The organism is Methylobacterium nonmethylotrophicum (genome assembly GCF_004745635.1).
In the GTDB taxonomy this organism is placed as follows: Bacteria; Pseudomonadota; Alphaproteobacteria; order Rhizobiales; family Beijerinckiaceae; genus Methylobacterium; species Methylobacterium nonmethylotrophicum.
Map to the genome: position 1 here is coordinate 201417 of NZ_SRLB01000011.1, position 26604 is coordinate 228020.

The window sequence follows — 26604 nt, forward strand, 5'->3', positions numbered from 1 at the left end:
GATCGTCCGATGAGCGAGCCGGCGCCCGAGGCCCCGAAGATTCCCCGCCGCTCCAAGCGCTCGGCCACGATCTCCCTGGTGCTCGTCGCCGGCGCGGGCGCCGCGGCCGTCGGGCTCGCCCGCCTCGATGCGACCCAGAAGGACGAGGACGTGCTCGTCTACGGGACGCTCGGCGCCTGCATCGCCGAGCGGCTGCGCAGCCCGGAGGCCTGCACCGACGCCGACAGGGCCGCCCGCACGGCCTACGCGGCGACCGCGCCGCGCTACGAGACCCTGGCGGATTGCGAGCGCCACCACGGCAGCGGCGGCTGCGTTCCGGGCGTGAGCGTGACGGCGGAGGCCGCGGACAAGTACCTGCCGGCGATGGCCGCCTTCATGATGGGGCGGACCGAGGAGCAGAACCTCGCGGTCCAGCCGCTCTACGCCCACGCCCCCGAGGAGCAGGGACAGGGGCATGCGGGGGCCGCGCATATGGGCGGCTACTGCACCGGCTGGGGCGGGCGGGTCGCCTATGCGGGCGGCGCGTCGCGGGTCCACGTCCCGGCCTCGGTCGCCCACACCACGTCCTCGACGCCGCGCCTCGTCGCCCGCGGCGGCTTCGGCGGGACCGGGCGGGCGATGGCCTCGGCGGGTGGCGGGCACGCGGCCGGATCCGGGGGCGGCTGATGCGCCGCGTCGCGATCCCCGAGCGGCCCGACTGGCGCGACCACGCGGCGCGCGCCGGCTTCCAGTTCCACTCCTTCGACGGCGCGCCGTACTGGGACGAGAGCGCCTACTACGCCTTCAGCCTGGCGGAGATCGAGGCGGAGATCGAGGAGCCGAGCCGCGCGCTCCACGCGCTCTGCCTCGCCTTCGTCGAGCGCGCGATCGCGGATGGCGAGATCCTCGCCTCGTTGCGGATCCCCGAGCATGCCTGGGACGCGATCCGGGCGAGCTGGCGCCGGCGCGACCCCGCGCTCTACGGCCGCCTCGACCTCAGCTACGGCGGCGCCGGCCCGGCGAAGCTCCTCGAATACAATGCCGACACGCCGACCGCCCTCTACGAGAGCGCGGTGTTCCAGTGGCTCTGGCTCGAGGACGGGCTCGCGCAGGGACGCCTGCCGGCGGGCTGCGACCAGTACAATTCGCTGCACGAGCGGCTGATCGCGCGCTTTACGGAGATCGCCGCGGCGACCGGTGCGGGCCGCATCGCCTTCGCGAGCTTCCCCGACGCGCCGGAGGACCGCGGCACGGTCGCCTACCTGCAGGATTGCGCGCTCCAGGCCGGCCTCGCCGCGCCGTTCCTGCCGGTCGAGGCGATCGGGCTCGGCGCCGGCGGGTGGTTCGTCGACGAGGCCTCCCGCCCGATCGAGGCGCTGTTCAAGCTCTATCCGTGGGAGTGGATGTTCGCCGACCCGTTCGGCCGGGCGGTCGGCGCCTCGCCCACCCGCTTCCTGGAGCCGCCCTGGAAGGCGGTCCTCTCCAACAAGGGGATGCTCGCCCATCTCTGGGCGATGGAGCCGGGCCACCCGAACCTCCTGCCGGCCTTCTTCGAGGAGGATCCGGCCAAGGCCGCGCTCGGCGACAGCTTCGTCAAGAAGCCGCTCTACGCCCGCGAGGGCGCCAACGTCCTGATCGTGCGCGACGGCGCCGTCGCGGCCTATGGCGAGGGTCCGTACGGGGCCGAGGGCTATGTCCGCCAGGGCCTCGCCGCCCTGCCGCGCTTCGGCGAGGCGTACGCCCTGATCGGCAGCTGGATCGTCGGGGACGTCCCCGCCGGCCTGTGCCTGCGCGAGGCCGATGGCCTCATCACCACGGACCGCGCCCGCTTCGTGCCGCACGTCATCGACCCGTGAGCGCGGCGGCTCCCGCTCACGCGGCGCCGGCCCCGCAGCACGCCCCGCTCTCCTTCACCGGGCAGAGCGGTCCGCAGGACGCCACCCCCGGCAGGCGCTGCCGCAGGCAGCAGGTGCGACGGCGGGCGCCGCACAGGGCCTGGGCGAGCGGGCTGCGGGCGCAGGGCGGACCGCCGCACCAGCCGAGGCAGGCCGCGACCTCCGGGCAGGCCAGCGTCTCGGGCTCGCCGAGCTGGCGCGCGACGTAGTCGAGGATCACCGCGGCGTTGCCCCAGATCACCCGGGGGGCGATGCCGCACTGCTCCCGGCACAGCTCGACGAAGGGCCGCAGGTGGTCCTCGACGAGGCCCGCGAGCCCGGCGGGACGATCCTCATGCTCGATCTCCTGCGGCACCAGGAACCGGGCGGGGCGGCCCGCCGCGTCGAGCTCGAGGCTCGTCGTCGCGAAGGCGAGCGGCAGCGGCCGCCGCAGGCGCACGAGCGCCGTCATCACGGGGGTCGCGAGCGGCGCGAGGTAGAACTGGCTCCAGTAGGAGACGAGGGCGCGCCGGTCGACCGCGCCGGGGCAGACCCCGAGCCCGGCCCCGAAGGCCGCGAGCGTGGCCTCGAACACGGCGGGGTCGCGCAGCGCGACGAGGGGCGTCGCCCCCGGCCCGCCGGGGCCGGCGGCCACGCCCTCCCGGTAGGCGCCGAGGGAATCCGGGACGCGGGACACGACGTCCTGGATCATCGGAGGCCCGCCCGGTCGGCCCGCCTCGTGCGGGCGACCACGAGGGCGAGCCAGGCGAGCGCCGCGGCGTAGAGCGGCATCGCGGCGGCGAAGTAGGCGGGCCAGCCGGCCAGGGCGGCGAGCGCCGGGGCGGCGACCCGGAGCGGCATCGCCGCGAAGAAGGCGGCGCCGAACAGGAGCGCGTAATCGGTGGCGGGCCGCGGTCCTTCTGCCCAGCGATAGATCATGTTGAACACCGGCACCCCGAGGAAGCCGCCGAAGACGTAGTTCAGGATCGTGGCGGTCACGGCCAGCCCCTCGGCGCGAATGGCGCAGGCCGCCGCCATCAGGCCGCCGGAGGCCAGCACCCCGATCCCGCCGAGCAGGATCAGCCGCACGGTGCCGAAGCGGGCCGCCAGGCCGCCGGCCATCAGGGCCATCGCCAGGTTGACCGCCGGCAGGATCGTGCCGGTGAGGAACCCGACCCGGCCGAGCGGCACCCCGAGGTCGAGGAGCGCCAGGGTGTTGGGGCCGGCCAGCAGGTAGGCGGCGGCGAAGTAGGCGCCGAGCGCCGCGATGCGGCCGACGAGGGCGCGCAGGCGCCCGAACGACCCGGACCAGCTTTCCGGCGCGCCGCCAAGACCCCGCAGCCGCGCCTCCGGATAGGCGAGGATCGGCAGGAGGCAGAGCGCGTCGAGGCCCGCGCAGGCGAGGAGCGCCGCCGGCCAGCCGAGCGCGTCGTAGGAGCCGACCAGGACGCCGACGCCCAGGATGCCGCCGAGCGAGGCGCCGCAGAGCTTGGCCGAGGCGACGAAGGCCCGCCGCTCCGCCGGCACCGTCTCGACGACGAGCGCCTCGAGGGCGATGTCCATGGTGGCGCTGCAGGCGCAGGTCGCGATGGCGAGGACCAGCAGCGCGGCGAGCGGCCAGTGCTCGCCGAGGCTCAAGGTTGCGAGGAGCGCCACCGTGGCGCCCTGCGCCGCGACGATCCAGCCGAGGCGGTGCCCGAGGAAGGGCAGCCGCACCCGGTCGAGCAGGGCCGCCCACAGGAAGGTGAGCCCGACCGGCAGGTTGATGAGCTGCAACAGCCCGACCTCGGCGAGGTCGAGGCCGCGCGCCCGCAGGATCAGCGGCGCGCCGCCGGACAGGAAGCCGAGCGTCGCCCCGAAGGTCACGTAGAGGCAGAAGAACGGGGCGAGCGGGCGCAGGGCGGAGAGGATGCTGCGCGCGTCGCGGGGCGCGAGGGCCTGCGTCACCGCGCGCGAGGCCCGGCGCCGGGACGAGCCGCGGCGTGCCGTGCCGCCGCGAGAGCGTAGTTTGGAATCACACTAATTCTGCTTTGCGTGACAGTGACTTAATGCCTTACGGGAGCGCGCCCGGGCATTCAAGCCGCCCCTTGCCCGCGCGGCGCCCTCGGGGACGCGGCGTCGCGTCAGAAGATCGCCGTCATGGGCGCGTCGCCGGGCCGGACGAGGCCGCGATACATGCCGGCGGTGTTGAACGGCATGGCGACCCGCCCGCGCACATCGACCGCGATCAGGCCGCCCTCGCCGCCCAGCGGCGTGAGCGCGTCCCGCACCACTGCCTCGGCGGCGGTCGCGAGGTCGAGGCCCGCATAGGCCATGCGGGCGCAGACGTCGTGGGCGGCGGCGGCGCGGATGAAGACCTCGCCGGTGCCGGTGCAGGACACCGCCGCGGTGCGGTCGTCGGCGTAGGTGCCGGCGCCGATCAGCGGCGAATCGCCGATGCGGCCCGGCCGCTTGTTGGTCATGCCGCCGGTCGAGGTCAGGGCCGCGAGATGGCCGTGGCGGTCGAGCGCGACGGCCCCGACGGTGCCGAACTTGTGGCGCTCGCCGAGGGGCGCCGACCCGTCGTGGTCGAGGCTGACCCGCCCCTCCGCCTGCGCCGCCGCGAGCTGGCGCCGGCGCTCCTCGGTCGAGAAGAAGTCCGGCGCGACCATCTCGAGCCCGTGCCGGCGGCAGAAATCCTCGGCCCCGGCCCCGGCGAGGAGGACGTGCGTGCCCTCGTCCATCACCGCGCGGGCGGCCCGGCCGGGCCGGCGCACCCGGGTCAGGCCCGCGACGGCGCCGGCGCGCAGGGTCGCGCCGTCCATGATCGCGGCGTCGAGCTCGTGCGTGCCGGCGCTGGTGAAGACCGCGCCGTGGCCGGCATTGAACAGCGGGCATTCCTCCAGGAGGTCGACCGCGAGGCCGACTGCCGCGAGGGCGCTGCCGCCCTCCGCCAGGCACCGCTCGCCCGCCGCCAGGATCGCCGCCAGGGCGTCGTGATAGGGCGCCTCGGCGGCGGGGTCGGCCCGCGCGATCGTGCCGGCGCCGCCGTGGATGACGAGGACGGGACGGGATTCGGTCATGGCGTCAGGATCCGGGTCGCGGGATGATTCGGGTGGAGGCAGCGTCACCGGCATCAAGGGCCTCGGCGAGGCGATCGCCAACGCGGTCGGCCACGCGACGGGCTGGCGCATCCGCGACCTGCCGATCCGGATCCAGGACCTGCTGTGACAGGTTTTCCGGCCGCGTCACCCCGCATCCCGGAGCCGCTGCCCCGCCTCGCCGTAGCCGAGCGCCGCCGCGGCGCGGTTGGCGATGCCGCGGCTCAGCGTCACCCATTCGAGGTCGTTGATCGCCTTGACCAGGCGCGCGCGCTCCGGCGCGTCCTCCTCGATAGATCCCGCCTCGGCGAGGTTCACGGCGGCGATCAGGACCTGGTCGCGCCCGTCCTCGATCCGGGGATCGCGCTCGACATGGCCGCGCACGGCGTCGTCGAAGCCCTTGATGACCGCCCAGGGCAGCGCGTCGGCGCTGCAGCCCGCCGGGTAGCTCCGGGCGATGCCGCGGGCACCCGCCGCGGCCTCCCGGACGAGTTCGACGAGCTTGGCGACCATGGCGTATCCGTCCTGCCTGTCCGGAGCGGGAACCCGCGAGGCCGCTCGCGGGTCCCGTGGGGCGTGGTTCCGGGCGGTCAGCGCACCAGCTGCCCTTCCGCCGCCGCGGCGCTCATCTCCTCGGCATCGGCGGGCAGCAGCGTGCGCTCGGCGACCATCCGGTCGGCCGCCGCCTTCACGGCCCGCGGGAACCCGCGAGGCCGCTCGCGGGTCCCGTGGGGCGTGGTTCCGGGCGGTCAGCGCACCAGCTGCCCTTCCGCCGCCGCGGCGCTCATCTCCTCGGCATCGGCGGGCAGCAGCGTGCGCTCGGCGACCATCCGGTCGGCCGCCGCCTTCACGGCCCGCGGGAACCCGCGAGGCCGCTCGCGGGTCCCGTGGGGCGTGGTTCCGGGCGGTCAGCGCACCAGCTGCCCTTCCGCCGCCGCGGCGCTCATCTCCTCGGCATCGGCGGGCAGCAGCGTGCGCTCGGCGACCATCCGGTCGGCCGCCGCCTTCACGGCCGCCGCGTAGGCGCCCGGCGTCGGGTAGCGCTCCTCGATCGAGGGCCGCGGGTCGTTGGCGGCCCTGGCGGCGGCCTTCGTGTCGGGGAAGGGGAGCACGCCGGCCTTCTGGTTGCACAGGGTCTCGGCGGCGATGCCGCGGGTCGGGTTCCAGGCGGTGTAGGTCGCCCGCGGCACCTCGATCAGCGGCAGGCGGATGCCCGCCAGGGTGTTGCCGTCGGGATCGACCTTCGGCAGCAGCAGCGGGTAGGTGCCGCGCACCACCGGCGGGTCGCCGGGTCCGGCCCCGGGCTCGACCCACTGGGCCGGGTTGTAGAGACCGGTATAGGGGAGCCCGGGGATCGGCGGGTAGAGATGGGCGGCCGGCCCCAGCGTGCCGTCGGCCCGCGAGGGATAGCGGCTCTCCGGCGGCTCGACCCCGTCGGTGATCCAGGCCTCGAGCGCGGTGATGAGCGCGCGGGCCGACGCCCCGGCATGGACCGGGCTCACCGGCAGGGCGCAGCCGGGCTCGCGCGTCGTCACGGCGTCGGGGGCGGCGAAGTGCGGCGCGCCGGTGATCATGTAGGCCCGGACCTCCGGCGGCTGGGCGACATGAGCGCCGCGGGTGTCGGTGGTCACCAGGGCGCCGCGGGAGCCCCACATCTCGTACTCGCTGTCGACATGCATCAGCCGCGGGCAGGTATTGCCGAGCCGGCAGCGCAGGAACAGGCCGTCGCGCCGGCCCGTCAGGGCGTCGGTCGTCGTCGCGTAGGCGAAGGGGAACTGGTCGGCCGGGTAGTAGCGGTCGAGATGCGGCGCCGGGTTGCGGCCCGGCTGGGCGAAGCGGGCATTGGTGAAGCTGCGCCGGCTGCCGGCGATGTGCGGCATCATCCCGTCGAACACCATCCGGCCGCGCTCGTCCTCGTTGAGGCCGAGATAGAGCACGTCGCGCAGGACCCGGCCCGATTGCGAGACGCCGAACCCGATCGCCCGGTCGATGCCGCTGCTTCCGTCCCGCGCCAGGGGATTCTGCGGGCCGGCATCGTGGCGCAGGAAGGTCGCGACGTCGCGGATCGCCGCGAGGCCGAGGCCCATCACGGCCGGGTCGCGGGCGGTGTAGCGCAGCTCGTAGAGGGCGCTGCCGTCGAACCCCTCGGGCCGCGTGATCTCGATCGTCTTCGCGTCGCGGTAGCGGAACGACAGGCCCGGCGGCGTCGCCCGCGGGTCCTCGGGCTTCGCCCGCACGGTGAGGACGGCCTTCGCCGGGTCGAGGTCGGCCGCCGGCCAGGTCAGCGTCGCGGTGACCGGGGATTTCGTATGGTCGAACACCCATTCCTCGCGGGACGGGCCGGTGACGCCCTGGAGCACCGGCAGGCGGATGCCCATGCCGGCACCCGGGGCGATGTCGCCCTGCCAGCCGATCCAGGCCAGGGTGTAGCCCCGCGACAGCAGGAAGCCCCGCCCCGCATCGTCCGCCTGCGCGAGCCGGCCCGAGGCCTCGGTCGAGGAGCCCTCGAAGAGCGGGCCCATCAGCTTGCGGCCGCGGTTGGGGATCTCGACGAGGAGCAGGCCGTTGGGGCGCTCCGGCCGCAGCACCACCACGTCGGCCACCGCCTCGACCCGGCCCTCGGCGTTGCGGGGCGCGAGCGCGATGTCGGCGATGATGGCGTTGTGGGGATCGGCGGGATCGAGGGCGATGGTCGCCCGCCCGGTGATCTTCTCCGCCGTGCCGCGCTCGCCGAAGCGGCGGCCCTGCAGCGCCGGCCGCTCGACCGACACGGTCTCGAACCGCGTCACCTCGGCCTCGGCCGCCCCGGCGATGACGCCGCCCCCGAGCAGCGCCAGGGCCGCAGCCCTCCCCATCCTCGTCATGTCGCATCCTCCGCGGGGCCACGTCCGGGCCCCTTCCGGCGCGACCCTAGAAGCGCGCGGCGGCGCTGTGAACCGGCGTCGTCGGCGTGGCGCCTCGGCGCCGGAGGCGGTCGGCTGCTGTGCCGCAGGGTGGGGCCGGACGCGCGGCGAACTTCGGGCGCGGGCGCGCGTCGTCACACCAGACCGCGAGGCGTCCTCGCATCGATCAGGATCACGCACCCATGAGCTTCGCCACCGACGTCCCCCCGCATCTCTCGGCGCAGCGCGGCGACACGCCCGCACCCGTCGAGGCGCCGCGCCCGAACACCGCGATGCTCAAGGGCGACATCGATTCCGGCCGCAGCGGGGACAAGGTCGAGGTGTTCGATCCCGGGATGGCGATGCTCGGCACCTGCGAGGAGGCGGGCGGCAATGCCCTCTCGCCGAAGGACATCGCGCGGGCCCGCTTCGCCGAGATCAAGGAGCGCTGGCGCCTGTCGCCGCGCAAGCCCGGCTACGCGCACAATCACGTCGACCCGACGCTCGCCTTGTATGTCGGGTTCATCGGGGTGGCGGGCATCGGCCTCTCGGCCGCGATCTGGCTCGCCCGCGCCACCGTGTAGGCGACGCCTTCGGGCGAGCCCCACCGCGCAGTATCCGCCCCCGGTCCGAGGCCGCTTCGCTGTGCGGCACGAGCCCGGGGGGAGTATGATGAGCGGGCTTCGTGCGCCTCAGGCGCGCCGGAGCGCCCGGAACGGCGCCGCCACGAGGGTGCACAAGCCGCCGACCGTGAGGACGAGGGCGACCGAGAGGAGCGCCCCGAAGATGCTGATGAAACGCACGCGACTGCCTCGCTGGGATGGCTGCGCGCCGCGGCGGCGCCGCGGCGGGTTCGTCCGGCACGAGGCGCCCCAAACAAGGCAGGAGTGAGGACTCAGGGCAACGCTCAAGCTGGAATTGGCGAGCCCGACGTCGCGCTCGACCCAGACTCCTGCTCCGGGCGGTGCGGCCGTTCGGGTGGTTAACGAAATGCGAGTGTCCGCGCGCCGGATCGTCTCGGGATCGGTCCACGGCTGGCTGGATCAGAACGGGACCCGGACGCCGCGCCGATGCGATTCGGGCCGTCCACGATCGACTGGCCGAAGACACCGGACAGAATCGGTCAGCCCAAGGACTCATTGATAAAGCCCGTCGCCGCGAGGGCGAGTGCCCGGTGATGGGTCAGAATTGAGCGGCATACCCGGCAGGCAGCTGCGCCTGGCTGGAACCAGGCTTGTGAATCAATACGCCGCCGCCCCGCCTCCATGCGCGAATTGAATGACCCGGCTGCGCGTGAGGGCACGAGGCTGTCCGGCGCCGGCCGGCCGGATTGCCTCAGGCCCGCCGGAACGCTTCGGGTTAGATCTTCGTTTGCACGGTGACCCCCCGCATGGGGAGCAGACAAAAGCAGGAGCACGACATGGCAGTCGATAAGGACCGCGTTGAGGGCTCCGCCACGAATTTGGGCGGCAAGATCAAAGAAGGCGCGGGCAACCTCACAGGTGACGAGAAGCTCAAGAACGAGGGCATTGTCGATCAAGTCAAGGGCAAGGTCCAGAACGCCGTAGGCAGCGTGAAGGATGCCCTCAAGGGCAAGTGAGTCGACATGGCAGGACGCCCTCTCACGTGTCGGATCGCGGCGCGTGAGAGGGCCCCGGCTGAACCTGAGGGGTCAGGCATTGCAGACCCAACCCGCATTCTGACGGATCAGGTTTCCCATTCCGGCATGACGAGCCGAAGCACCTTTTTGCGATGATGTGCCGGACGCCGTCCGCGCCGTGGCGATTGTGAACGTGAGATGTCGTCCATGCCGCAGGTCTGCCGGACCGGCGGCTCGCAAGGGACTCATTCCAGCAGATTGTCAGCCAGCGCAACGGCCTGGCCAAGCGTGGCGTCCCCGGCAGGGCTCGAACCTGCGACCCCAGGTTTCATCCCACTTCGGCTTTCGCCGCCGCCGCGAGGCGTTCGTGGTCTGGACTATCCCTTCACCGTAGGCCCGCAAGATGCCCTGCAGAGGCCCTTAGGTGCCGCCCGTCTAGTCTCTACACCTTCCCGGCCTGGCAGGCCGGGCTTGGCTCGGGATCGGCGTGAGCGAAAGGCGGCTCGACGCTTTCCCCGACTTTGAGCGGATCCGCCGCGCGGTTTCCCGGCGCGACGCCCAATTCGGCTTAGGAAACCTGTGCTCTGTCCAGCTGAGCTACGGAGACCCACGGCAGGCCTCTTACCATCCCGGCCGCGTTCCGCCAACCTCGCATGAGGCGATGGGATCCAGAGGGGCGGGTTTCCGGCATGAGGGGACGGGTCGCGGCAGCCTTCGGTCTCGCGCTCCTCGCCGGCGGGGCGGACGGGGCCCCGCGCCCGCGCGAGCCGCCGGCCTGCCGGGGCCGGATCGCCGGGCAGGACCGGCTCGACTCGGTGGCGGCGCGGGGCGAGCTCGTCCTCGCCTCCGGGCGGCGGGCCCGCCTCGACGGCCTGCGCTGGCCCGACGACCCGGCGGCGGCCGAGGCGGCGCGGGCCTGGCTCGCCGGGTTCGCCGGCCGGCCGCTCGCCACCCGCGAGGCGCCGGAGCCGGACCGCTGGGGCCGAATCGCGCTCGATGCCGCGACGCAGGAGGACGAGCCGGTCGACCTCGCCGGGGGCCTCGTGGCGGCCGGGCTGGCGCCGGTCGATGCCGGGGAGGCCGACAGCCTGTGCCGCCCGGGGCTGCTGGCGCTCGAGGACGCGGCGCGCCGCGCCGGGCGGGGCCTCTGGGCCGAATCGCCGCCGGTGCCGGTGGAGGAGGCGGCGCGGCTCTCCGGGATGGCGGGCCGCTTCGCCGTGGTGGAGGGCCGGGTGCGCAGCGTCGGCGAGCGCGAGCGCCGCACCTACCTCAACTTCGCCCCTTTCGGCCAGGAAGGTGTGACCGTCACGGTGTCGAAACGCACTTGGCGGATCATGCTCGAACGTGGTTTCTCTGCTGTCGCGCTTCGGGGGCGGCGCGTGCGGGCTCGCGGCGTCGTCGAGCTGTGGCGCTGGCCGACCCTGGATATCGGCGCGGCCGAGATGATCGAGATGCTGGACGAGGAGCAGGCGCAGCGGCGCTGATCGCCATGGGGTGGCTTTTCACGCGAACACAGCCGGCCGGCCTCGCCGCGGCACTCCTGCCTGCGGCGGCGCTCGGGCGTGCGGCGGCTCTTGGGCGTGCTGCGGCTCTTGCCCTGCTCGCCGCCGCCTGCACCGCCGACCAGACCGGCGCGCTGGCGCCGGTTGCGGCCGTGGTGCCGCCGGAGGCGCCGCGCACCACCGGGCGCGACCGGCCGGCCAACGACGCCGACCACGCCAAGCTCGTGGCCTCGTTCGGCGGCGAGTACCGGGCGCCGGCGGCCCTGCGCCTCGTCAGCGACGTCACCGACCGCCTGGTCAAGGCGACGGAGCGGCCGGACGAGACCTACGCGGTGACGCTGCTCGACTCGCCGGTGGTCAACGCCTTCGCGCTGCCGACGGGCCGGCTCTACGTCACCCGCGGGCTGCTCGCGCTCGCCGACGACACCTCCGAGCTCGCCGCCGTGCTGGCGCACGAGATCGCCCACGTGACGCTGCGCCACGCCAGCGCCCGCACCGAGATGGCCCTGCGCTCCGAGCTCGTCAGCAAGGTCGTGGCCGACGTGCTCAACGACCCGGCGACCGGCGCCCTGCTGCAGGACCAGTCCCGCTTCGTACTGGCCCGCTTCTCGCGCGCCCAGGAATTCGAGGCCGACCAGGCCGGGGTGCGCACGCTGGCGCGGGCCGGCTACGACCCGTTCGGCGCCGCCCGCTTCCTCACCGCGCTCAACCGCACCCAGGCCTTGCGCGTCGGCGCCGGGCTCGGCGCCGAGCCCGACATGCTGGCGACGCATCCGAGCACGCCCGAGCGCATCACCCAGGTGACCCAGGCCGCGCGGCGCATCGGGGCGCCGGGCCTCGGCGTCGACGACCGCAACCGCTACCTCGCGGCGATCGACGGCATCGCCTACGGCGACAACCCCGCCGACGGGCTGATCCGCGGCCGGCGCTTCATCCACCCGCGGCTCGGCGTCGCCTTCGAGGCGCCGGAGGGGTTCGGGCTCGACAACACCGCCCGGGCCGTGCTCGGCACCACCCCGGACGGCAACCGCCGCCTGCTCTTCGACGCCGTCGAGACCCATCCGGGCCAGGGGCTCGAGGAGGTGCTGAAGGCGACCTGGAACGACGCCATCGAGACCGGCAGCGTGGAGAACCGGATGCTGAACGGCTTCCCGGCGGTGACCGCGGTCTCGAAGGGCAAGGAATGGTTCTTCCGCCTCGCGGCCGTCCGGATCAGCACCAACACCTTCCGGATGATCATGGCGGCCAAGGGGAATGCCGACCCGGAGCCCGCCTTCGCCCGCTGGCTCGCCAGCGTCGCCCAGGTGACGCTGGAGGAGGCCCGCGCCCTCAAGCCCCTGCGCATCCAGGTCGTCACCGCCGCCGCCGGCGACACCGCCGAGGGACTGGCGCTGCGCATGACGGTGGGAGACAGGCCGCTCGAGCGGTTCCAGGTCCTCAACGGGCTCGACAAGGGCGTCCCGGTGCGGGCGGGCCAACCCTACAAGCTGGTGGTGGAGTAGCGCGGTTCCCGGAGAGCGGACCGGCCGCCCCGCTTCTCAAGCCCGGCCGACCATGCTATCTGGGCTGCCGCCGCGGGTGTAGCTCAATGGTAGAGCAGCAGCCTTCCAAGCTGAATACGAGGGTTCGATTCCCTTCACCCGCTCCACTTGTCCCAGAGCCTTTTCCTGAAGCCTGGACAGGCGCTTAGCGGCCGTGCCCGCGCAGCTTCGGCTCGGGCCTAAAACACCCGTATACAACATCGACACAACATGCAGCCCTGGCTGCCGGGCCCGTACGATTCGTGGGGATAGCTCGTCGAACCCCGGCGACGTCGCCCCTGCGGCGCTCCGATTCAAGGCCGATCCTCGGCCCGTCGACCGCCAGCGTCAGGGTCCCCGGCAGCCGCCTAGTCCGGCCGGAGCACCTCAAGGGCGGGAGCGCCGCGGCGGCCCCCGGGGACGTTCGCGAGCGCCGTTGACGGTCCCTGCGCGAGCTGACACCGGGCCGGCATGAGCGACGCGCCCCCTCTACCCCCCGCAGGACGGCCCCGGCGCCGGCTCGGTCGTGGAGGTCGTGGTCCGCGTCATGGTCGGCCCGGACCGTTCGACGGTCGTCGTCCGCCGCGGCGGGGAGCCCGTGGCCCTGCACGAGATCCGCGAGCACGGGTCGGAGGCGGACGGCATCGGCGCGGTCGTCGAGGCCGCCATCCGCGAGGGGACGGCGGCGCTGCGCCCATAGCCCTTCCAGGGCATCGATATCCTCGCGCGGCATGCCCGACTGCAAGGATTGCTTCTCCTCCCCCTTTTTTATGTCAGGCCATGACGCGTGAGCAGGCGGGCGATCACGCTGAGCGACGTCTTGATCCCACGCCTCGACAGACGCCCCTTCATCGCAGCCAGGGTCAGGTCGGGCGTCCGAGCGACCTGGTCGAGGAGATCCGACGCATGCTCCTCGAGGTCGGCCGAGCGACGGTCTCCTCCCATCGGGTCTGCCGCCAGCGAGCCGTGGCGGCTCAGCCGGGCACGCCAGCGGCTGGCGCTCGTTGGGCTGATGCCGAACCGCTCGGCGGCTTGCCAGCCGGATAGGCCCGCTTCCAGCGCAGCAACGACGCGACGACGAAGTTCCACGGACAGGGCGGCCGGCACGGCTCCTCCAACGCCACAGGGTCGATCACCAACGCCGCCGCGTCGAAGCGCTTCGGCGGGCACGCGCGGCCTCTCCCGATTCGGCGAGCGGTGCCATGAGCGAGTTCGCCCTCAACCCGTTGCCTAGGGCGGCTTCGGCGCCATGCCCTGGGCCGCCTCCACCAAGCGGCGGGCCCGGCGCGGGTCACGTGCATCATGAGGTTCGCCGCCTTCGCGTCGACGTGGTAGCTTCGGGCGGATCGAAATGGGCGTCCTGAGGCACCCTCTTCGGTCGTGGATCCGTCAGCCAGGAATGGAGCCGCAAGCCGGAGGCCTGGTAACGCGGGCGGCGCGGCATGCGGGCCCGGAAGAGCAGTCCCGGCCGCTTCCCCCGCCTCGCGAGACGGAGCCCACCTCACGAGGGCGCAAGCGGACCCGCCTTCCGGCGGCACGATGGACATGAAGGACCCAGCCGACCCACCGCCGTCCATCGGCATGCCGTTGAACGCCGAGGACCTCCGCAGCATCCTCGACGAGGCGGGCATCTGCACCTGGGTGCTCGACATCCCGACCGGCCGCGTCACCGTCTCCCCGACCTGTGCCGCCCTGTTCGGCGTACCGGCCGAGGGACTCGACAGCCTCGCGGCGATCCAGGCGCTCGTGCACCCCGAGGACCGGGGGGCCAGGTCGGCCGCCATCCGGCAGGCGCTGGCGCATGGCGGGACCTACGAGGTCGACTACCGCGTTGTGCGCCGCGACGGGCACCTCCATTGGCTGCGCTCGCGCGGGACCGTGCAGGCCGGTCCGGACGGGAAGCCGTTCCGCCACCGGGGCGTGGTCACCAGCATCCACGAGCATAGGCGGGCGGACGAGGAGTTGCGGGCCCGCGAGGCGCACCTACGCTCGATCCTGGAGACCGTGCCGGACGCCATGGTCGTCATCGACGAGCAGGCCCGGATCAAGTCGTTCAGCGCCGCAGCCGTACGCCAGTTCGGCTACGCGGAGGCCGAGGTCGTGGACCGCAACGTCAGCCTGCTGATGCCGGAACCCTACCGGACCCAGCACGACGCCTACATGGACCGCTACCTGGCCACGGGCGAGCGGCGCATCATCGGCATCGGCCGGGTGGTCGTGGGCCAGCGCAAGGACGGCTCGACCTTCCCCATGGAGCTCTCGGTCGGCGAGATGCGCTCGGGCGGCGAGCGCTACTTCACCGGCTTCATCCGCGACCTGACCGAGCGGAGGCAGACCGAGACGCGACTGCAGGAGCTGCAATCCGAACTCGTCCACATGTCCCGCTTCACGGCGCTCGGCGAGATGGCTTCGACGCTGGCCCACGAGATCAACCAGCCGCTGACCGCCATCGCCAGCTACCTCAAGGGCTGCCGCCGCATCCTGTCCCGCATGGAGGGCGCCGAGGTCCCGATGCTGTCCGACGCGGTGAACCAAGCCGCCGAGCAGGCGCTGCGGGCGGGACAGGTCATCCGCCACCTGCGCGAGTTCGTGACCCGCGGCGAGGGCGAGCGCCACATCGAGAGCCTGCCGAAGCTGATCGAGGAGGCGAGCGCGCTGGCCCTCGTCGGCGCCAAGGAGAAGGGGGTGCGCGTGCGTTACGACCTCGACCCGGACGCGCCCCTCGTCCTCGCCGACCGCATCCAGGTGCAGCAGGTACTGCTCAACCTCATCCGCAACGCCATCGAAGCGATGCAGGAGGCCGAACGGCGCGAGTTGGTCGTCGCGACGAGAGCCCTGCCGGCGGAGGGCTTGGTCGAGGTGCAGGTGTCGGACACCGGCACCGGCATCGCCCCTGAGGTCGCGGCACAACTCTTCGAGCCCTTCGTGACGACGAAGGCGAACGGGATGGGTGTCGGCCTCTCGATCTGTCGCACCATCGTCGAGTCGCATGGTGGGAAGATTCTCGCCGAGACAAGTGCCGCGGGCGGGACGACGTTCCGGTTCACGCTGCGCACCATCGACCGAAGGGAGCTCGCGCATGCCCAGTGACACGCTCGTGCACGTCGTGGACGACGACCTGGCGGTGCGCCGGGCCCTGGCGTTCCTGCTCGCCACGGACGGTCTGGCGGTGCGTGTGCACGAGTCCGCGAGCGCCTTCCTCGCCGCCGTCGCCGAGCCGACCGGCTGCATCGTCACGGACGTACGCATGCCCGAGGTCGACGGCATCGAGTTCCTTCGCCGCCTCCGGCAGCGGGGCCCCATGCCGCCCGTCATCGTCATGACGGGGCACGCGGACGTGCCGCTCGCCGTCGCCGCCATGAAGGAGGGCGCCCGGGACTTCATCGAGAAGCCGTTCGACGACGAGGTGCTGCTCGCCAGCGTCCGGTCGGCGTTGGCGCAGGCCGAGCGGAGCGCAGACCGCGCCGCCGAGACCAAGGCGGTGCAGACGCGTCTGGCCACCCTGTCCGAACGCGAGCGCGATGTGCTGGACGGGCTCGTCGCCGGCAAGGCCAACAAGGTCATCGGCCTCGACCTCGGCATCAGCCCGCGGACGGTGGAGATCTACCGGGCCAACGTCATGTCCAAGCTGCAGGCCGGCAGCCTCTCCGAACTCGTCCGCATGGCCCTGACCGCGGGATACCCGACCGGCGGGCCGTGACGCAGCAGGTGGCGCCACCCCTCCTTCAAACTCGGTGGACGGTTGCGCTTCGAGCTCGGACGAACCGCGCCGCTTGAGGCAGATCAAGGCACAGCCTCACGGCCCGACCTAAGCGACGACGAGACTGGATCGGACGCCCCATGCCGAAGCGAACAGGACCGGTGCTCGTCGTCGACGACGACGCCGCCGTCCGCGACTCCCTGAAGTTCGTCCTCGGACTCGAAGGGCTGGACGTGCGGCTCTACAAGGACGGCGCCGAACTGCTCGGCGACGTGGCGCTGCCGCGGACGGGCTGCCTCGTGGTGGACTACTGGATGCCGGGCATGGACGGGCTGGAACTCGTCGGGCACCTGCGCGACCGCTCGGTCAACCTCCCGGCCATCCTGATCACCGGAAGGGCCACGGCCGACCTTCTGCGACGCGCGAGCCGTGCGGGCTTCCGCGGCGTGGTCGAGAAGCCGTTCGAGGACGGTGCCCTTCTCGACGGCATCCGCGACGCGCTCGCGGCGGTGGCCTGAGGCAGGACGAGTCGCCTCCGTAAAACCCCTTAGGGGAGCCTCTCAGGGAAGGCCCGGAATTTCGCCGCGGCCGGACCAGGCGTAGCCACGGATCCACGTTCCGCGACCCGGAGGCTTCCATGCAGACCGCCCTTGCCACCACCGGACTCCCGCCCGTCTTCTCGACGTCGCTTCCTGGTCGCGCCCTCCCGCTCCCGGCGACGGAGGCCCGGCCCGTCCATCGCCGCACCGTCGCGGCCGAGGCGGAGATCTTCGCCGGGGGCGACCGGGCCGGCACCTTCTACAAGGTGGTCTCCGGCGTGGTGCGCACCTACAGGCTCCTCTCGGACGGGCGCCGCCAGATCGACGCCTTCCATCTGCCCGGCGACATCTTCGGCCTGGAGGCCGGCGCGGAGCACCGCTTCAACGCCGAGGCCGTCACCGAGGCCCGACTCGACGTCCATCGCCGCGAGCCCCGCGCGCTGGCGGGCGACGACGGCGCGCTCGCGCGGGAGATCGTGGCCTCGATGATGAAGGCCTTGGAGCGGGCGCAGGAGCACATGATGCTGCTCGGGCGGAAATCGGCCCGGGAACGCATCGCGACCTTCCTGCTCACGCTGTCGCGGCGGATGGCCTGCGACGGCGCCGCAATGGAGCTTCCGATGTCGCGTACAGACATGGCCGACCATCTCGGCCTGACCGTCGAGAGCGTCTCGCGCGCCGTGACACAGTTGGAGCGTGACGGCTTGATCGCCCTGCCGCCGAACCGCCGATTGGTGGTGCTGCGCGACGTGGAGGCGCTGGCCCGCCTCGCCGAGTGACCCCGAAACGGTCCGGGGCACGGTGGGCACATGCCTCCTGTCACGGGACACGCTCACGGTTTCTCTGTCGAGCGGTGCGTTGTCCTCGGCGAGGGGCCGGTCTCCCCATATGCGCGGGTGGCGGTCGGAAGCCACGCTCTCGCGCAGCCTTACCCGCCAGCTTTCCAACCTTCGACGGATCGCGACCTCAAGCCTCGCACAGCCGGCTGAGGCGGGCGGCGTTCGGGCAGAACTCGGGGTATGTGTCGGCTGCCGTCCCGCTCCGGAACTCGCGAGCGCAACGGGCCCGCTCAGCACAGCCGAGGCAAGCCGCCTCCAGTTCCCACAAGATCTCGGGTTGCCTCTGCCTGAGCGCCTCGGGTTCGAGATGAAGGATGCTCATCAAAACCCTCGAAATTGCGGACCTTGGCGGCGGCATCCCCGTCCAGGGCCATGCCGCCGGAGGCGTGGGTCTCCAGCAGGGTGTCCATCAGCTCAGCGTCGACGTCCCTGAGTTCCCGGGCCGCCTTGAGCAGGCAGCACCACCCCTCCATCGACGCGGCGATGCCAAAAGCATCGAACGGATTGGGCTTGCCTGTCGGCGCGGACATGGCGTCCTCCAAAGGGCTTCCGGGCATCTCGCCGATGGCCCGTGGGTGCGGTTCCGGCGGAACGTCCTCACGCGGCGTGTCGGGCCAGTTCGACGACCTCGCAGGTGTCGGCCCGAAGCCGCCAGTCGGGTACGCCGGCAGCCTCGCAGAACATCGCCTTGGCCTCGTAAGCGGCGGATACGTCGGATCTGGCGGCGATGACCGCCCGACGCAGCAGCACGACGTGGTCGTGGCCGGTCTCGTCAGACACGGTCTTCGCGAAGGTGACGAGGAACTTGCGCATCTTGAGCTCCGGCTGGCATCGACTTCCCCAGCGTACCGTCGGTCCGGTTTCGGCGCTTTGATCCAGCACAAGGACACGGGAGCGGCCTCCGTGAGCGATGATTATCAAGGTGGCTCAACGGCGGGCGGTCCCCTTCCCTTGGCCGAGTGATGACGGATTCAAGCGGGGCGAGGGACAGTACGGGTTCCGAACCCTCGCGCCTTCGGGACATCGTCTCGCCTGCGGGTGAGCGCCCGATCCCGGTCGCCGCATGAGTTCCGACCGCGAGTCCATATCCTCATCCTGCCGGAGGCGGGGACCCCACGGCGCGAGCCGCGCTTGCGCTGGATCAATGCACGGCGTGCGCCGTGGCTCATCCTCCGGGCGGCGGGGAACGACCGGGACGGGCCCGGCAGGCCCGACCGCACGGGAGGCGGCATGCTGGTTGATACGGGCTCGTGCGAGAGGATCCTGCACGCGTGCCACCACGGGCGCTCGGAGAACGGCTGCGCCGACTGCAAGGTGCGCCTGATCAGCGTCTGCTCGGTGCTGGAGCTGACGGAGCTGGAGGAGCTTGAGGCACTGAGCCACCACCTCACCCTCGACAAGGGCCAGACCCTGTTCGGCCAGGACGAGCCGGCAGGCGCCGTCTTCAACGTGATCGAGGGAGCCCTGCGCCTGACCCGCCTGCTCCCCGACGGGCGGCGCCAGGTCATGGGCTTCGCCCTGCCGGGCGACTTCCTGGGTCTCGCGCTGCAGGAGCGCTACGCGGTTTCGGCCGAGGCGCTCGGCCCGGCGAGGACCTGCCGCTTCGGCCGCGAGGACTTCGCCGCCGTGATCGAGGCCAAGCCGCACCTGCTCAGGAGCCTGCACGAGCGAGCCGGCTACGAGCTCAACCTCGCCCAGGAGCAGATGCTGCTGCTCGGGCGGCGCACCGCCGAAGAGAAGGTCGCCGCCTTCCTGCTCTCGCTGCGGGACCGCTACGCGCGGACCGGACGCGCCTCCATCACCGTGGAGCTGCCGATGGGCCGCCAGGACATGGCCGACCACCTCGGGCTGACCATCGAGACGGTCAGCCGCATCCTGAACCGGCTCGACCGGGCGCACGCCGTCCTGCTCGTGCCTGGCGGCGTGCGCCTGATCGATCTGCCGCGGCTTGAGCGGATTGCGGCCAGTTGAGGCCGCCTCACCGCTCAAGCGTCTTGAGGTTAGGCGATCAGCGCCTCCGCCGGGTCCGGATCGAAGCGGAACTCCGGCATCGAAGGGTGCCCCGTGCGGACGCCCTCGGTAAGCGCCTCCGCGAGGTCGTCGACCGGTTCGCGCTCGTGGAGCGTCCGGAACGGCGGGGCCTGCCGCACCGGGCTGGCACCGGTCCGGCCGATGGCGTGGCAGCGGGCGCATCCCGAGCGTGCCAGGGCGCGGCCGCGATCGACCCGGGCGTCCCAGGCGGCGGCCGGTGCCGCCGCGAGGCCAGGCAGGAGAGCCGCTGCCGCAAGGGCAGGTGCCGCGCCCATCAGTGGCTCATCAGGCAGCAGAGCGGCGACGTCCGCAGGATGTCCCGGGTCACGCCGCCGAACAGCCACTCCCGCAGCCGCGAGTGGCCGTAGCCGCCCATCACGATCAGGTCGGCGTCCTCGCGCTTGGCGAACCTCAGAACCGCGTCCGCGACCTCGCCCCCCGGGGCGTCCAGCAGGTTCGTCGTGACGTGCGCGCCGTGGCGGCACAGCAGGTCGGAGACCTCGTCGGCCCCTTCGAAGCGGGCCTCGCTGCCGGCCGCGGCGACGAAGACCTTGTCCGCGCGTCCGACGAAAGGTAGGGCGACCGAGACGGCGCGGCGCGCCTCGGGCGCGTCCTTCCAGGCGATGACGATGCGGGCCGCTTCGAGCCGCTCGGCGCCAGGCGGCACGATCAGGACCGGACGGCCGGCCTCCATCAGCACTGTGCCGGGATCGGGCACCATGGCATCATGCCCCGCGCGTCCCGCCTCGCGTCCGACGACGACCAGGTCGGTGCCGCGCGCCTGCCGGACCAGGAAGGCCTCGGGCGCCGCCTCCGCCTGCCGCCAGCCGGTGCGGATGTCGGCTCCGGCGCTGGCCCGGAAGACCTCCTCGGCCCGCGCGAGTTCGTCGGCCAGCTTGGCCTGCTCCTCGTCGTAGGAGGCCTGCGCCGCCACGATGTCGGCGGCCGGGCCGGGGTTCGGCAGCTTGCGGGCGGCGAAGCCGGTGAGCGTGGCCTCGAAACGGCGTGCTAGGTCCGCGGCAAGGCGGACGCGGGGGGCGGCCGCCCCGCCGGTGTCGAGGGCGACCATGATGCTGGCGATGGACATTGAGCGGCTCCGGTTCGGGATGGAAGACCCGTGCAGGCTGCTTCGCCGACCCACCGCGAGACATCCTTGATCCAGCGCAAAACCGGCCGGCACTCCTCGAGCGGGCACCGCAGGGCCCAGATGCGACAGCCCTTCCCGCGTGGCGGGCCTCGACGTGGGCTGCCGCCGAGCGTGCGAGGCCGATCAGGTCGTAGCCGCCCTCCAATAGCGGGACGACGCGGCCGTCGCAGGCATCCTCGGCGACGTCGACGATCCGCTCCGTCGCCCAGCGGAAGTCCTCCTCCGTAAAGGCGAGCCCGGCCAGCGGATCGCGCCAGTGGGCGTCGAAGCCGGCGGAGACCAGCACGAGATCGGGCTCGACGGCGGCGATCCGCGGCAGCACCGACATGGCCAGCGCCGCGCGGAACATCGTGCCGTCGGCGCCTTGGAGGCACCCTCTCTCAAGACCGTCGAGCGCGGCCGCGGCCTGCGCCTCGTCGTGCGCCCGGTGCAGGGCGGCATGGGTGACGCCGGGCGCCTGCTCACGGACGAGCCCCGCGAAGCGTCGCCGCTCCAGGCAGCCTTCGATGACGCCGATGGACGAACCTTCTTTGGGGCGCGCACACCCACGAGGCGGTGGCGGATCGCCTCGCGGACAAGGCCCATCGCCTCGACCCTACAGGGACGCTGCCTACCTTACGGCTCCTGCGCCGGAAGGTGAGGGATCACCGGATCAAGGCCATGCTCATGCGCGGGCAGGCCGCCGCCCTCACCGGAGCCCCAATTGGCTCGCAAGAGCAAGGCGGCCGCCCCCGCTGGGGATGGGGTCCTGACGTTCACGCCGCGCGGCTGTGCACGGCTGCGGAAGTTCCGAAATGCCCGTCGAAGGCTGCGGCGACGTTCCGCACGAAGGTTCTGGCTTCCGCCGGGATGACAAGAAGGTCGCCGTCCCGGCGGATCAGCCCGTCGGCGACGAGCGCCGGCAGCCGCGGGAGCGTCGCCAGGAAGGCGTTCGGTTCCCGGCCGTGGACGCGGCAGACCTGCCCGACGTCGACGGCGAAGTCGCACATCACCCGCTCGATCAGGTCGGCCCGCAACCGGTCCTCCGGCGTCAGCGCGTAGCCCTTCACCGTGGCGAGTTCGCCCCGGCCGATGCGCTCGGCGTAGGCCCTCAGCCCCGGCGCGTTCTGGACGTAGCCCTGCGGAAGCCGTCCGATGGCCGAGGCGCCCAGTCCGATCAGCGCGTCGCTCGGGTCCGTCGTGTAGCCCTGGAAGTTCCGCCGTAGCCGGCCTTCCGCCTGCGCGCTCTCCAGCGGGTCGTCCGGCAGGGCGTAATGATCGAGGCCGATGCGCCTGTACCTGGCCGCGACGAGCGTCTCCGCGATGGCCTCGGCCTGATCGAGGCGCGCGCGGCCTTCCGGCAGCGTGGCCTCGTCGATATGGCGCTGATGCTTCTTGAAGGCGGGCACGTGGGCGTAGCCGAACACCGCGAAGCGGTCGGGGCGCAGCTCCAGGCAGTGCCGCACCGTCTCGACGCACGAGGCTACCGTCTGGTGCGGCAGCCCGTAGATCAGGTCGAGATTGATCCCGCGCACGCCCGCGGCCCTGAGGCCGACGACCGCCGCGGCGGTGACGTCGAAGCCCTGCCGACGACGGATCGCCTCCTGGACCACGGGGTCGAAGCTCTGCACCCCCAGGCTCGCCCGCGTGACGCCGGCGTGGCCGAGCGCCTCGGTCATCGTGGGCACGAGCGTGCGCGGGTCGATCTCGATGGCGAGTTCGGCGTCCGGGTCGAAGGGGAAGCGTCCGCGCAGGGCCGCGACGAGGCGGACGAAAGCCTGCGGGGCCATGACGGTGGGGGTGCCGCCCCCGAAGTGGACGTGGCGGACCAGGGGAACGTGCTCGAACCGCGCGGCGACGAGATCGATCTCCCGTTCGAGAACGTCGACGTAGTCGGCTATCGGCGCGTCGTGGCGGGTGATGCTGGTGTGGCAGCCGCAGTACCAGCACATCGACCGGCAGAACGGGACGTGCAGGTAGAGCGAGGCGGTCGCCCCGGGTGGGGTGCCCGCCAGCCAGGCCGCGTAGCGCCCGGCACCGATCTCGGTGGTGAAGTGGGGGCTGGGCGGATAGCTGGTGTAGCGGGGCAGCCGCTCCTCGCCGTAGAGCGTCTTCAGATCCTCCCGCATGCGCGGCCCTCTCCCGTTTTGCCGGCCCGCCTCGGGGGGCATTGCCTCCATCCGCGGTATGCTCTCGATAGGGGTGGCGCCTTGATGTGGCTCAAGGGCGCGAGCGCCCTGATCGAGGTCGTGGCCGGGATGCCGCGCGGAGATGATCACCGCTGCCGCAGGTGATGCCCGCGAGCTCGCGGCGGCCTGTCCAGTCCAGGAGGGTCCATGCGGTGCCAAAAGGGCTCAAGGTCGACAGCAATCGGTTCGCCATCGGCGAGGGTGACCTGTGGTGGCCGGGGCGCTTCGATTCCCCCGGGACCGCGCGCCGCGCGGCGGCCCTGCGCGAAGTCGACTTGGCCCAGTTGCCGGCGCGCAAGAACGCCGAGGCGCGCGACGCCCGCGGCGTCATCACGGTCGAGAACCTCGACCTCACGTCGTGATGGACGACGCCGGCCTCGGCGAGGGCGCGGACCCGCCGCCCTGCCAGTGCCCGCGCTGCTTCAGGGCGCCGGCGACCTCGCGCGGCATGTAGGTTTCGTCGTGCTTGGCGAGAACAGTGTCCGCATGGAAGGTCCCGGCCGCGTCGAGGACCCCTTCCGCCACCACGCCCTGACCCTCCCGGAACAGGTCGGGCAGCAAGCCCCGGTATTCCACCGCCACCGTGGCGGCGGTGTCCGTGACGGCGAAGGCGACGCGCTGGTCCGGCCCGCGCACCACCGAGCCTTCCTGCACGAGGTCGCCGAGGCGGAACCGCGCGCCGACCGCCACCCCTTGCGCGGCGACCTCGCCGGGCGAGGGGAAGAACACGATGGCGCTGCTCATCGCCGACAGGATGAGGCCGACCGCCAGGGCCAGCACGACGCCCGCGACGGCGATGAGGACGAGGCGCCGGGCCTTGCGGCGGGTCATGGCGCAGCCTGTGCCGCCGGGCCCTCATGCCGGGGGACCGCTCCGATGCCGAGGTCGGCGCGGAACGGCATCCGGTGGACCTGGACGAGGCCGGCGGTGGTCGTGCCGCAGAGGGCGAAGCGGCCAAACAAGACCCAGAAGGGACCCGACAGGACAATCTCCCGAAGGGAATCTCCTGCGGAGCGAGAAGCCAGGGGCCGCGGACCGCCCTCGCCCTGACATGCGCCATAAGGTCGAAGGCCAACGTCCTCGGGCCGCTCGGGCACCAGGGCGTGTACGGCGAGCGCCCCCAGCGCCACCAGGGCGCACGGGACGAGGAGGCAGGCGCGCCAGCCGTGCGCGTCCGCCACCGAGGCGAGGAGCGGCAACGTCGCCATCTGCCCCGCCGCCACGGTTCAGGCGCGGTGGAAAACGCGCACGGAAACCGACCGGTGTGTCGCGAGCGCGAGCTCAGTCATCGTTGAGCACACGGTACTCGGCGCCCTCGATGTCGTCGTACTGGCCGCTGCGCAGTGCCCAGAGGAAGGCGGCCAGCCCTAGCGTGCCGAGCGCCAGGGCGATGGGGATGACGAGGAGAAGGACACTCATGGTGGCCTCAGGCGGTTCGGGCGACGTGGGCCACGACGGCCGGCCGAGGCGCAGCCGGCGCCGGGTAGGCCCTCGACCCGAGGCGGGCACGCAGGGCGTTGGCCGTCACGACGAGGGACGAGCCGGACATCGCCAGCGCCGCGATCAAGGGCGTCAGGAGGCCGGTCGCCGCCAGGGGGACCGCGAGCAGGTTGTAGGCCGCCGAGAACCACAGGTTCTGCAGCATGAGCCGTCGGGCCCGCCGCCCCGCGGCTAGGACCGACAGGACCGGGGCCAGCCCGCGTCCCAGGAACAGGGCGTCGGCCGCGGCCTGGCTCACATGCGCGGCGGTCACCGGCGAGAGCGAGGCATGCGCGGCGGCGAGCGCGGGCGCGTCGTTGAGGCCGTCGCCCACCATCAGGACCCGGTGGCCGGCCCGTGCCAGCGCCTCGATGCGGGCGATCTTGTCCTGCGGCGTGAGCTGCGCCTCCCACTCGGCGACCCCGAGCCTGCGCGCGACCGCCTCGACGGCGGCGGCGCGGTCGCCCGACAGGATCAGGACGCGGTGGCCGAGCGTCGCGAGGCCTGCGACGACGTCGGCGGCGTCCGGGCGCAGGCCCTGACGCACCGGGAAGGCGACCGGCGCCCCGTCCCCAGCTCGGAAGCAGATCACCGAGGCCTCCGGGTCGGCCGCCAGCGCCGCGGCAGCCTCGGCCTCTGCCCCGCAGAACCGGGCCGATCCGAGCCGCAACTCCACGCCATCGACTTGCGCGCGCACCCCGAGCCCGGCGGCCTCCTCGGCGCCGGGGAAGGGTTCCGAGCCCCCGGCCGCCAGGGCAAGGGCCGTGGCCATCGGGTGCCGGCTCGACAGCGCCAGCCTGGCCGCCGTCTCCAAAGCTTCGGGATCGAAGGTGCCGGCCGTCAGGACCGGCTCCGGCAGGGTCAGGGTACCGGTCTTATCGAACACCACGGTGTCGACTTGGGCGAAGCGCTCCAGCGCGGTGCTGTCGTTGAGCAGTACGCCTTCGCGGAAGAGGGCGCCGGCCGCCACGACCTGCACGGCCGGGATCGCGAGGCCGAGGGCGCAGGGGCAGGTCACGATCAGCACCGCGACGGCGTCGAGCAGCGCCGTGTGCCAGCCGGCGCCCGCCGCGAGCCAACCGAACAGGGTCAGGGCGGCGGCCGCGTGGACGAGCGGGACGTAGAGGCGCGTCGCCCGGTCGGCCAGGACGAGGGCGCGCGAGCGCGCCTCCAGGGCGCGGCGCATCAACCCCTCGACCTCGTCGAGCAAGCTCGCGCCGGCCGCCGCCGTCACCGTGACGGTCAGGGCCCCGCTGCCGTTGAGGGCGCCCGCGAAGACGCGGTCGCCGCCGCGGACCGTGACGGCGGCGGTCTCGCCGGTCACCAGGCTCTGGTCGAGATCCGACGTGCCGTGCTCGACGAGCCCGTCGGCCGGCACCCGCTCGCCCGGCCGGACCAGGATGCGCGCCCCCGGCACGAGCTCGGCGAGCGGCACGTCGCGAAGGCCGCCGTCCGGCTCGGCCACCGTCGCTCGCTCGCTGCGCAGCGTCGCCAGGTTCTCCGCGAAGGCGCGCGTGCGCCGCCGCATGGTCTGGTCGAGGACCCGGCCGATCAGCAGGAAGAACAGCAGCATCACCGCGCCATCGAAATAAGCGTGCGTGGCGCCCTGGAGCGATTCCACCACGGACATCACCAGCGTGAGGACGACGCCGAGCGTGATCGGGAAGTCCATGGTGATCCGGCCGGCCTTCAGCCCGCGGAAGGCGCCCTCGTAGAAGGGGCGACCCGCATAGGCGGCGGCCGGCAGTGCGATGACGGCCTGGATCCAGTGGAAGAGGTCGCGGTTCTCGGGCGTCATGTCGGAGACGTTGCCGGCCCATACAGAGATGGCGAGCAGCATCACGTTCATAGAGGCGAAGCCCGCCACCGCCAGGGCCCGGATCAGGCGCTTCGTCTCGGCGGCTTCGGCATCCGGGAGCCTGCCCGGCGCGAAGGGCTGCGCGGCGTAGCCGAGCGAATCCAGCGCCGCGAGCACTGCGGGCACGTCGGGCTCGGCCTCACGCCTCCAACTGACGGCGAGTCGCCGGTCAGAGAAGTTGAGGCGCGCGGACGCCACGCCCGGCAGGGGGGCGAGCCCGCGCTCGATGGCGTTCATGCAGGCGGCGCAGCGCACGCCCTCCACCGCAAACTCCGCGCGGAAGGAGCCGTCCGGCTGGGCAGCGGTGAAGGCAGCGTAGTCGCGACCGAGGGAGGGCCGGGTGTTCGCCTCGCTCCAGGAGGCGTGGGCCTCCAAGTAGGCAAGCGCCATGTCGGTGCAGCACATC

At 72.8% G+C, this 26604-nt stretch carries 30 protein-coding genes, 1 tRNA gene and 1 pseudogene; 16 read left to right on the top strand and 16 right to left on the bottom strand.

Annotated elements, in window-relative coordinates:
- Positions 1–9: 9 nt before the first annotated feature.
- Both EU555_RS16705 and EU555_RS16710 read left to right on the top strand, forming a co-directional pair.
- Positions 10–666, top strand: a complete 657-nt coding sequence (locus tag EU555_RS16705; RefSeq protein WP_135416033.1) for a DUF1190 domain-containing protein — start codon at positions 10–12, stop codon at positions 664–666.
- Entirely contained in the window at positions 666–1835 is a 1170-nt protein-coding gene (locus tag EU555_RS16710) for a glutathionylspermidine synthase family protein (RefSeq protein WP_135416035.1), read from the top strand. The genes EU555_RS16705 and EU555_RS16710 overlap by 1 nt, the downstream gene beginning before the upstream one ends.
- A 16-nt stretch (positions 1836–1851) precedes the next feature.
- On the opposite strand, the gene fhuF is transcribed toward EU555_RS16710, so the two are convergent.
- The 3 genes from fhuF to EU555_RS16725 form a co-directional block, all read right to left on the bottom strand.
- Complete coding sequence (fhuF, locus tag EU555_RS16715) at positions 1852–2565, bottom strand: siderophore-iron reductase FhuF (protein ID WP_135416037.1); 714 nt, start codon at positions 2563–2565, stop codon at positions 1852–1854.
- Positions 2562–3800, bottom strand: coding sequence for an MFS transporter (locus EU555_RS16720; RefSeq protein WP_135416039.1), 1239 nt, complete (start codon positions 3798–3800; stop codon positions 2562–2564). Before EU555_RS16720 ends, fhuF begins: the two co-directional genes overlap by 4 nt.
- 176 nt (positions 3801–3976) lie before the next feature.
- The gene (locus tag EU555_RS16725) at positions 3977–4915 is read right to left on the bottom strand and encodes an isoaspartyl peptidase/L-asparaginase family protein (protein ID WP_135416041.1); all 939 of its coding nucleotides are present in this window, start codon (positions 4913–4915) and stop codon (positions 3977–3979) included.
- Here EU555_RS16725 and EU555_RS36205 point away from each other — a divergent pair.
- The gene (locus EU555_RS36205) at positions 4914–5063 is read left to right on the top strand and encodes a hypothetical protein (RefSeq protein WP_167858563.1); all 150 of its coding nucleotides are present in this window, start codon (positions 4914–4916) and stop codon (positions 5061–5063) included. The genes EU555_RS16725 and EU555_RS36205 overlap by 2 nt on opposite strands.
- Positions 5064–5080: 17 nt before the next feature.
- Here the strand turns inward: EU555_RS36205 and EU555_RS16730 are convergent, their stop codons facing one another.
- Entirely contained in the window at positions 5081–5446 is a 366-nt protein-coding gene (locus tag EU555_RS16730) for a hypothetical protein (protein WP_135416043.1), read from the bottom strand.
- Between the two features lie 395 nt (positions 5447–5841).
- Positions 5842–7797 (bottom strand): alpha/beta hydrolase domain-containing protein, encoded by a 1956-nt coding sequence (locus EU555_RS16735; RefSeq protein ID WP_135416045.1) that lies wholly within the window; start codon positions 7795–7797, stop codon positions 5842–5844.
- 221 nt (positions 7798–8018) lie between these two features.
- Here EU555_RS16735 and EU555_RS16740 point away from each other — a divergent pair, with 221 nt between their 5' ends.
- The 6 genes from EU555_RS16740 (at position 8019) to EU555_RS36210 (ending at position 13137) form a co-directional block, all read left to right on the top strand.
- A complete protein-coding gene (locus tag EU555_RS16740) occupies positions 8019–8399 on the top strand; it encodes a hypothetical protein (RefSeq protein WP_135416047.1) in 381 nt (126 codons plus the stop codon).
- 836 nt (positions 8400–9235) lie between these two features.
- Positions 9236–9415: a CsbD family protein gene (locus EU555_RS16745; protein ID WP_135416049.1), complete on the top strand. Its 180-nt coding sequence runs from the start codon at positions 9236–9238 to the stop codon at positions 9413–9415.
- Positions 9416–10104: 689 nt separating this feature from the next.
- Positions 10105–10899, top strand: coding sequence for a thermonuclease family protein (locus EU555_RS16750; RefSeq protein ID WP_245524335.1), 795 nt, complete (start codon positions 10105–10107; stop codon positions 10897–10899).
- A gap of 5 nt (positions 10900–10904) precedes the next feature.
- Entirely contained in the window at positions 10905–12419 is a 1515-nt protein-coding gene (locus tag EU555_RS16755; RefSeq protein ID WP_135416051.1) for a M48 family metalloprotease, read from the top strand.
- Between the two features lie 72 nt (positions 12420–12491).
- A tRNA-Gly gene (locus EU555_RS16760) sits at positions 12492–12565 on the top strand.
- Between the two features lie 407 nt (positions 12566–12972).
- Entirely contained in the window at positions 12973–13137 is a 165-nt protein-coding gene (locus EU555_RS36210) for a hypothetical protein (RefSeq protein WP_167858569.1), read from the top strand.
- A gap of 68 nt (positions 13138–13205) precedes the next feature.
- Here EU555_RS36210 and EU555_RS16765 read toward each other — a convergent pair whose 3' ends face one another.
- Positions 13206–13544: a helix-turn-helix domain-containing protein gene (locus EU555_RS16765; RefSeq protein WP_167858570.1), complete on the bottom strand. Its 339-nt coding sequence runs from the start codon at positions 13542–13544 to the stop codon at positions 13206–13208.
- A 438-nt stretch (positions 13545–13982) separates the two neighbouring features.
- On the opposite strand from EU555_RS16765, the gene EU555_RS16770 reads away from it, so the two are divergent.
- The 4 genes from EU555_RS16770 (at position 13983) to EU555_RS16785 (ending at position 17455) form a co-directional block, all read left to right on the top strand.
- Positions 13983–15527: a PAS domain S-box protein gene (locus EU555_RS16770; RefSeq protein ID WP_135416055.1), complete on the top strand. Its 1545-nt coding sequence runs from the start codon at positions 13983–13985 to the stop codon at positions 15525–15527.
- The gene (gene fixJ / locus EU555_RS16775; RefSeq protein ID WP_135416057.1) at positions 15517–16137 is read left to right on the top strand and encodes a response regulator FixJ; all 621 of its coding nucleotides are present in this window, start codon (positions 15517–15519) and stop codon (positions 16135–16137) included. The genes EU555_RS16770 and fixJ overlap by 11 nt, the downstream gene beginning before the upstream one ends.
- A gap of 140 nt (positions 16138–16277) precedes the next feature.
- The gene (locus EU555_RS16780; protein WP_135416059.1) at positions 16278–16655 is read left to right on the top strand and encodes a response regulator transcription factor; all 378 of its coding nucleotides are present in this window, start codon (positions 16278–16280) and stop codon (positions 16653–16655) included.
- Positions 16656–16774: 119 nt separating this feature from the next.
- Positions 16775–17455: a helix-turn-helix domain-containing protein gene (locus EU555_RS16785; RefSeq protein ID WP_135416061.1), complete on the top strand. Its 681-nt coding sequence runs from the start codon at positions 16775–16777 to the stop codon at positions 17453–17455.
- Positions 17456–17642: 187 nt separating this feature from the next.
- On the opposite strand, the gene EU555_RS37620 is transcribed toward EU555_RS16785, so the two are convergent.
- From EU555_RS37620 to EU555_RS16795, 3 genes are all read right to left on the bottom strand, one after another.
- On the bottom strand, positions 17643–17837 hold the full coding sequence (locus EU555_RS37620) for a DUF6455 family protein (protein ID WP_342636479.1): 195 nt from the start codon (positions 17835–17837) through the stop codon (positions 17643–17645).
- Positions 17746–18045, bottom strand: coding sequence for a hypothetical protein (locus tag EU555_RS16790; RefSeq protein ID WP_342636480.1), 300 nt, complete (start codon positions 18043–18045; stop codon positions 17746–17748). Before EU555_RS16790 ends, EU555_RS37620 begins: the two co-directional genes overlap by 92 nt.
- 67 nt (positions 18046–18112) lie before the next feature.
- Complete coding sequence (locus tag EU555_RS16795; protein WP_135416063.1) at positions 18113–18328, bottom strand: hypothetical protein; 216 nt, start codon at positions 18326–18328, stop codon at positions 18113–18115.
- A gap of 417 nt (positions 18329–18745) precedes the next feature.
- Here EU555_RS16795 and EU555_RS16800 point away from each other — a divergent pair, with 417 nt between their 5' ends.
- A complete protein-coding gene (locus tag EU555_RS16800; protein ID WP_135416064.1) occupies positions 18746–19486 on the top strand; it encodes a cyclic nucleotide-binding domain-containing protein in 741 nt (246 codons plus the stop codon).
- A 29-nt stretch (positions 19487–19515) separates the two neighbouring features.
- Here the strand turns inward: EU555_RS16800 and EU555_RS16805 are convergent, their stop codons facing one another.
- The 3 genes and pseudogenes from EU555_RS16805 to EU555_RS16815 form a co-directional block, all read right to left on the bottom strand.
- On the bottom strand, positions 19516–19821 hold the full coding sequence (locus EU555_RS16805) for a c-type cytochrome (RefSeq protein ID WP_425375123.1): 306 nt from the start codon (positions 19819–19821) through the stop codon (positions 19516–19518).
- Positions 19821–20633 carry a universal stress protein gene (locus tag EU555_RS16810; RefSeq protein ID WP_135416066.1) on the bottom strand — a complete coding sequence of 271 codons (813 nt, stop codon included), beginning with the start codon at positions 20631–20633 and terminating at the stop codon, positions 19821–19823. Before EU555_RS16810 ends, EU555_RS16805 begins: the two co-directional genes overlap by 1 nt.
- 145 nt (positions 20634–20778) lie before the next feature.
- Positions 20779–21057, bottom strand: a pseudogene (locus tag EU555_RS16815) (histone deacetylase family protein); the annotation flags it as partial.
- On the opposite strand from EU555_RS16815, the gene EU555_RS16820 reads away from it, so the two are divergent.
- Positions 20950–21333, top strand: a complete 384-nt coding sequence (locus EU555_RS16820; protein WP_135416068.1) for a hypothetical protein — start codon at positions 20950–20952, stop codon at positions 21331–21333. The pseudogene EU555_RS16815 and the gene EU555_RS16820 overlap by 108 nt on opposite strands.
- Before the next feature lie 115 nt (positions 21334–21448).
- Here the strand turns inward: EU555_RS16820 and hemN are convergent, their stop codons facing one another.
- A complete protein-coding gene (gene hemN / locus EU555_RS16825; RefSeq protein ID WP_135416070.1) occupies positions 21449–22801 on the bottom strand; it encodes an oxygen-independent coproporphyrinogen III oxidase in 1353 nt (450 codons plus the stop codon).
- A 212-nt stretch (positions 22802–23013) separates the two neighbouring features.
- On the opposite strand from hemN, the gene EU555_RS16830 reads away from it, so the two are divergent.
- Positions 23014–23223: a hypothetical protein gene (locus EU555_RS16830; protein ID WP_135416072.1), complete on the top strand. Its 210-nt coding sequence runs from the start codon at positions 23014–23016 to the stop codon at positions 23221–23223.
- Here EU555_RS16830 and ccmE read toward each other — a convergent pair.
- The 3 genes from ccmE to EU555_RS16845 all read right to left on the bottom strand — a co-directional run bounded on the left by ccmE (position 23213) and on the right by EU555_RS16845 (position 26603).
- Positions 23213–23692 carry a cytochrome c maturation protein CcmE gene (ccmE, locus tag EU555_RS16835; protein WP_135416074.1) on the bottom strand — a complete coding sequence of 160 codons (480 nt, stop codon included), beginning with the start codon at positions 23690–23692 and terminating at the stop codon, positions 23213–23215. The two genes, EU555_RS16830 and ccmE, sit on opposite strands and share 11 nt — an antisense overlap.
- A 450-nt stretch (positions 23693–24142) precedes the next feature.
- Positions 24143–24280: a cbb3-type cytochrome oxidase assembly protein CcoS gene (gene ccoS, locus EU555_RS16840; protein WP_135416076.1), complete on the bottom strand. Its 138-nt coding sequence runs from the start codon at positions 24278–24280 to the stop codon at positions 24143–24145.
- Between the two features lie 7 nt (positions 24281–24287).
- Positions 24288–26603: a heavy metal translocating P-type ATPase gene (locus EU555_RS16845; RefSeq protein ID WP_135416078.1), complete on the bottom strand. Its 2316-nt coding sequence runs from the start codon at positions 26601–26603 to the stop codon at positions 24288–24290.
- Position 26604 lies beyond the last annotated feature (1 nt).

Coding starts and splice junctions, on each gene's coding strand:
- EU555_RS16705 (WP_135416033.1), top strand. CDS start 10: ATGAGCGAGCCGGCGCCCGAGGCCCCGAAGATTCCCCGCCGCTCCAAG.
- EU555_RS16710 (WP_135416035.1), top strand. CDS start 666: ATGCGCCGCGTCGCGATCCCCGAGCGGCCCGACTGGCGCGACCACGCG.
- fhuF (WP_135416037.1), bottom strand. CDS start 2,565: ATGATCCAGGACGTCGTGTCCCGCGTCCCGGATTCCCTCGGCGCCTAC.
- EU555_RS36205 (WP_167858563.1), top strand. CDS start 4,914: ATGGCGTCAGGATCCGGGTCGCGGGATGATTCGGGTGGAGGCAGCGTC.
- EU555_RS16725 (WP_135416041.1), bottom strand. CDS start 4,915: ATGACCGAATCCCGTCCCGTCCTCGTCATCCACGGCGGCGCCGGCACG.
- EU555_RS16730 (WP_135416043.1), bottom strand. CDS start 5,446: ATGGTCGCCAAGCTCGTCGAACTCGTCCGGGAGGCCGCGGCGGGTGCC.
- EU555_RS16735 (WP_135416045.1), bottom strand. CDS start 7,797: ATGACGAGGATGGGGAGGGCTGCGGCCCTGGCGCTGCTCGGGGGCGGC.
- EU555_RS16740 (WP_135416047.1), top strand. CDS start 8,019: ATGAGCTTCGCCACCGACGTCCCCCCGCATCTCTCGGCGCAGCGCGGC.
- EU555_RS16745 (WP_135416049.1), top strand. CDS start 9,236: ATGGCAGTCGATAAGGACCGCGTTGAGGGCTCCGCCACGAATTTGGGC.
- EU555_RS16750 (WP_245524335.1), top strand. CDS start 10,105: ATGAGGGGACGGGTCGCGGCAGCCTTCGGTCTCGCGCTCCTCGCCGGC.
- EU555_RS16755 (WP_135416051.1), top strand. CDS start 10,905: ATGGGGTGGCTTTTCACGCGAACACAGCCGGCCGGCCTCGCCGCGGCA.
- EU555_RS16770 (WP_135416055.1), top strand. CDS start 13,983: ATGAAGGACCCAGCCGACCCACCGCCGTCCATCGGCATGCCGTTGAAC.
- fixJ (WP_135416057.1), top strand. CDS start 15,517: ATGCCCAGTGACACGCTCGTGCACGTCGTGGACGACGACCTGGCGGTG.
- EU555_RS16780 (WP_135416059.1), top strand. CDS start 16,278: ATGCCGAAGCGAACAGGACCGGTGCTCGTCGTCGACGACGACGCCGCC.
- EU555_RS16785 (WP_135416061.1), top strand. CDS start 16,775: ATGCAGACCGCCCTTGCCACCACCGGACTCCCGCCCGTCTTCTCGACG.
- EU555_RS37620 (WP_342636479.1), bottom strand. CDS start 17,837: ATGAGCATCCTTCATCTCGAACCCGAGGCGCTCAGGCAGAGGCAACCC.
- EU555_RS16790 (WP_342636480.1), bottom strand. CDS start 18,045: ATGTCCGCGCCGACAGGCAAGCCCAATCCGTTCGATGCTTTTGGCATC.
- EU555_RS16795 (WP_135416063.1), bottom strand. CDS start 18,328: ATGCGCAAGTTCCTCGTCACCTTCGCGAAGACCGTGTCTGACGAGACC.
- EU555_RS16800 (WP_135416064.1), top strand. CDS start 18,746: ATGCTGGTTGATACGGGCTCGTGCGAGAGGATCCTGCACGCGTGCCAC.
- EU555_RS16805 (WP_425375123.1), bottom strand. CDS start 19,821: ATGGGCGCGGCACCTGCCCTTGCGGCAGCGGCTCTCCTGCCTGGCCTC.
- EU555_RS16810 (WP_135416066.1), bottom strand. CDS start 20,633: ATGTCCATCGCCAGCATCATGGTCGCCCTCGACACCGGCGGGGCGGCC.
- hemN (WP_135416070.1), bottom strand. CDS start 22,801: ATGCGGGAGGATCTGAAGACGCTCTACGGCGAGGAGCGGCTGCCCCGC.
- ccmE (WP_135416074.1), bottom strand. CDS start 23,692: ATGACCCGCCGCAAGGCCCGGCGCCTCGTCCTCATCGCCGTCGCGGGC.
- ccoS (WP_135416076.1), bottom strand. CDS start 24,280: ATGAGTGTCCTTCTCCTCGTCATCCCCATCGCCCTGGCGCTCGGCACG.
- EU555_RS16845 (WP_135416078.1), bottom strand. CDS start 26,603: ATGTGCTGCACCGACATGGCGCTTGCCTACTTGGAGGCCCACGCCTCC.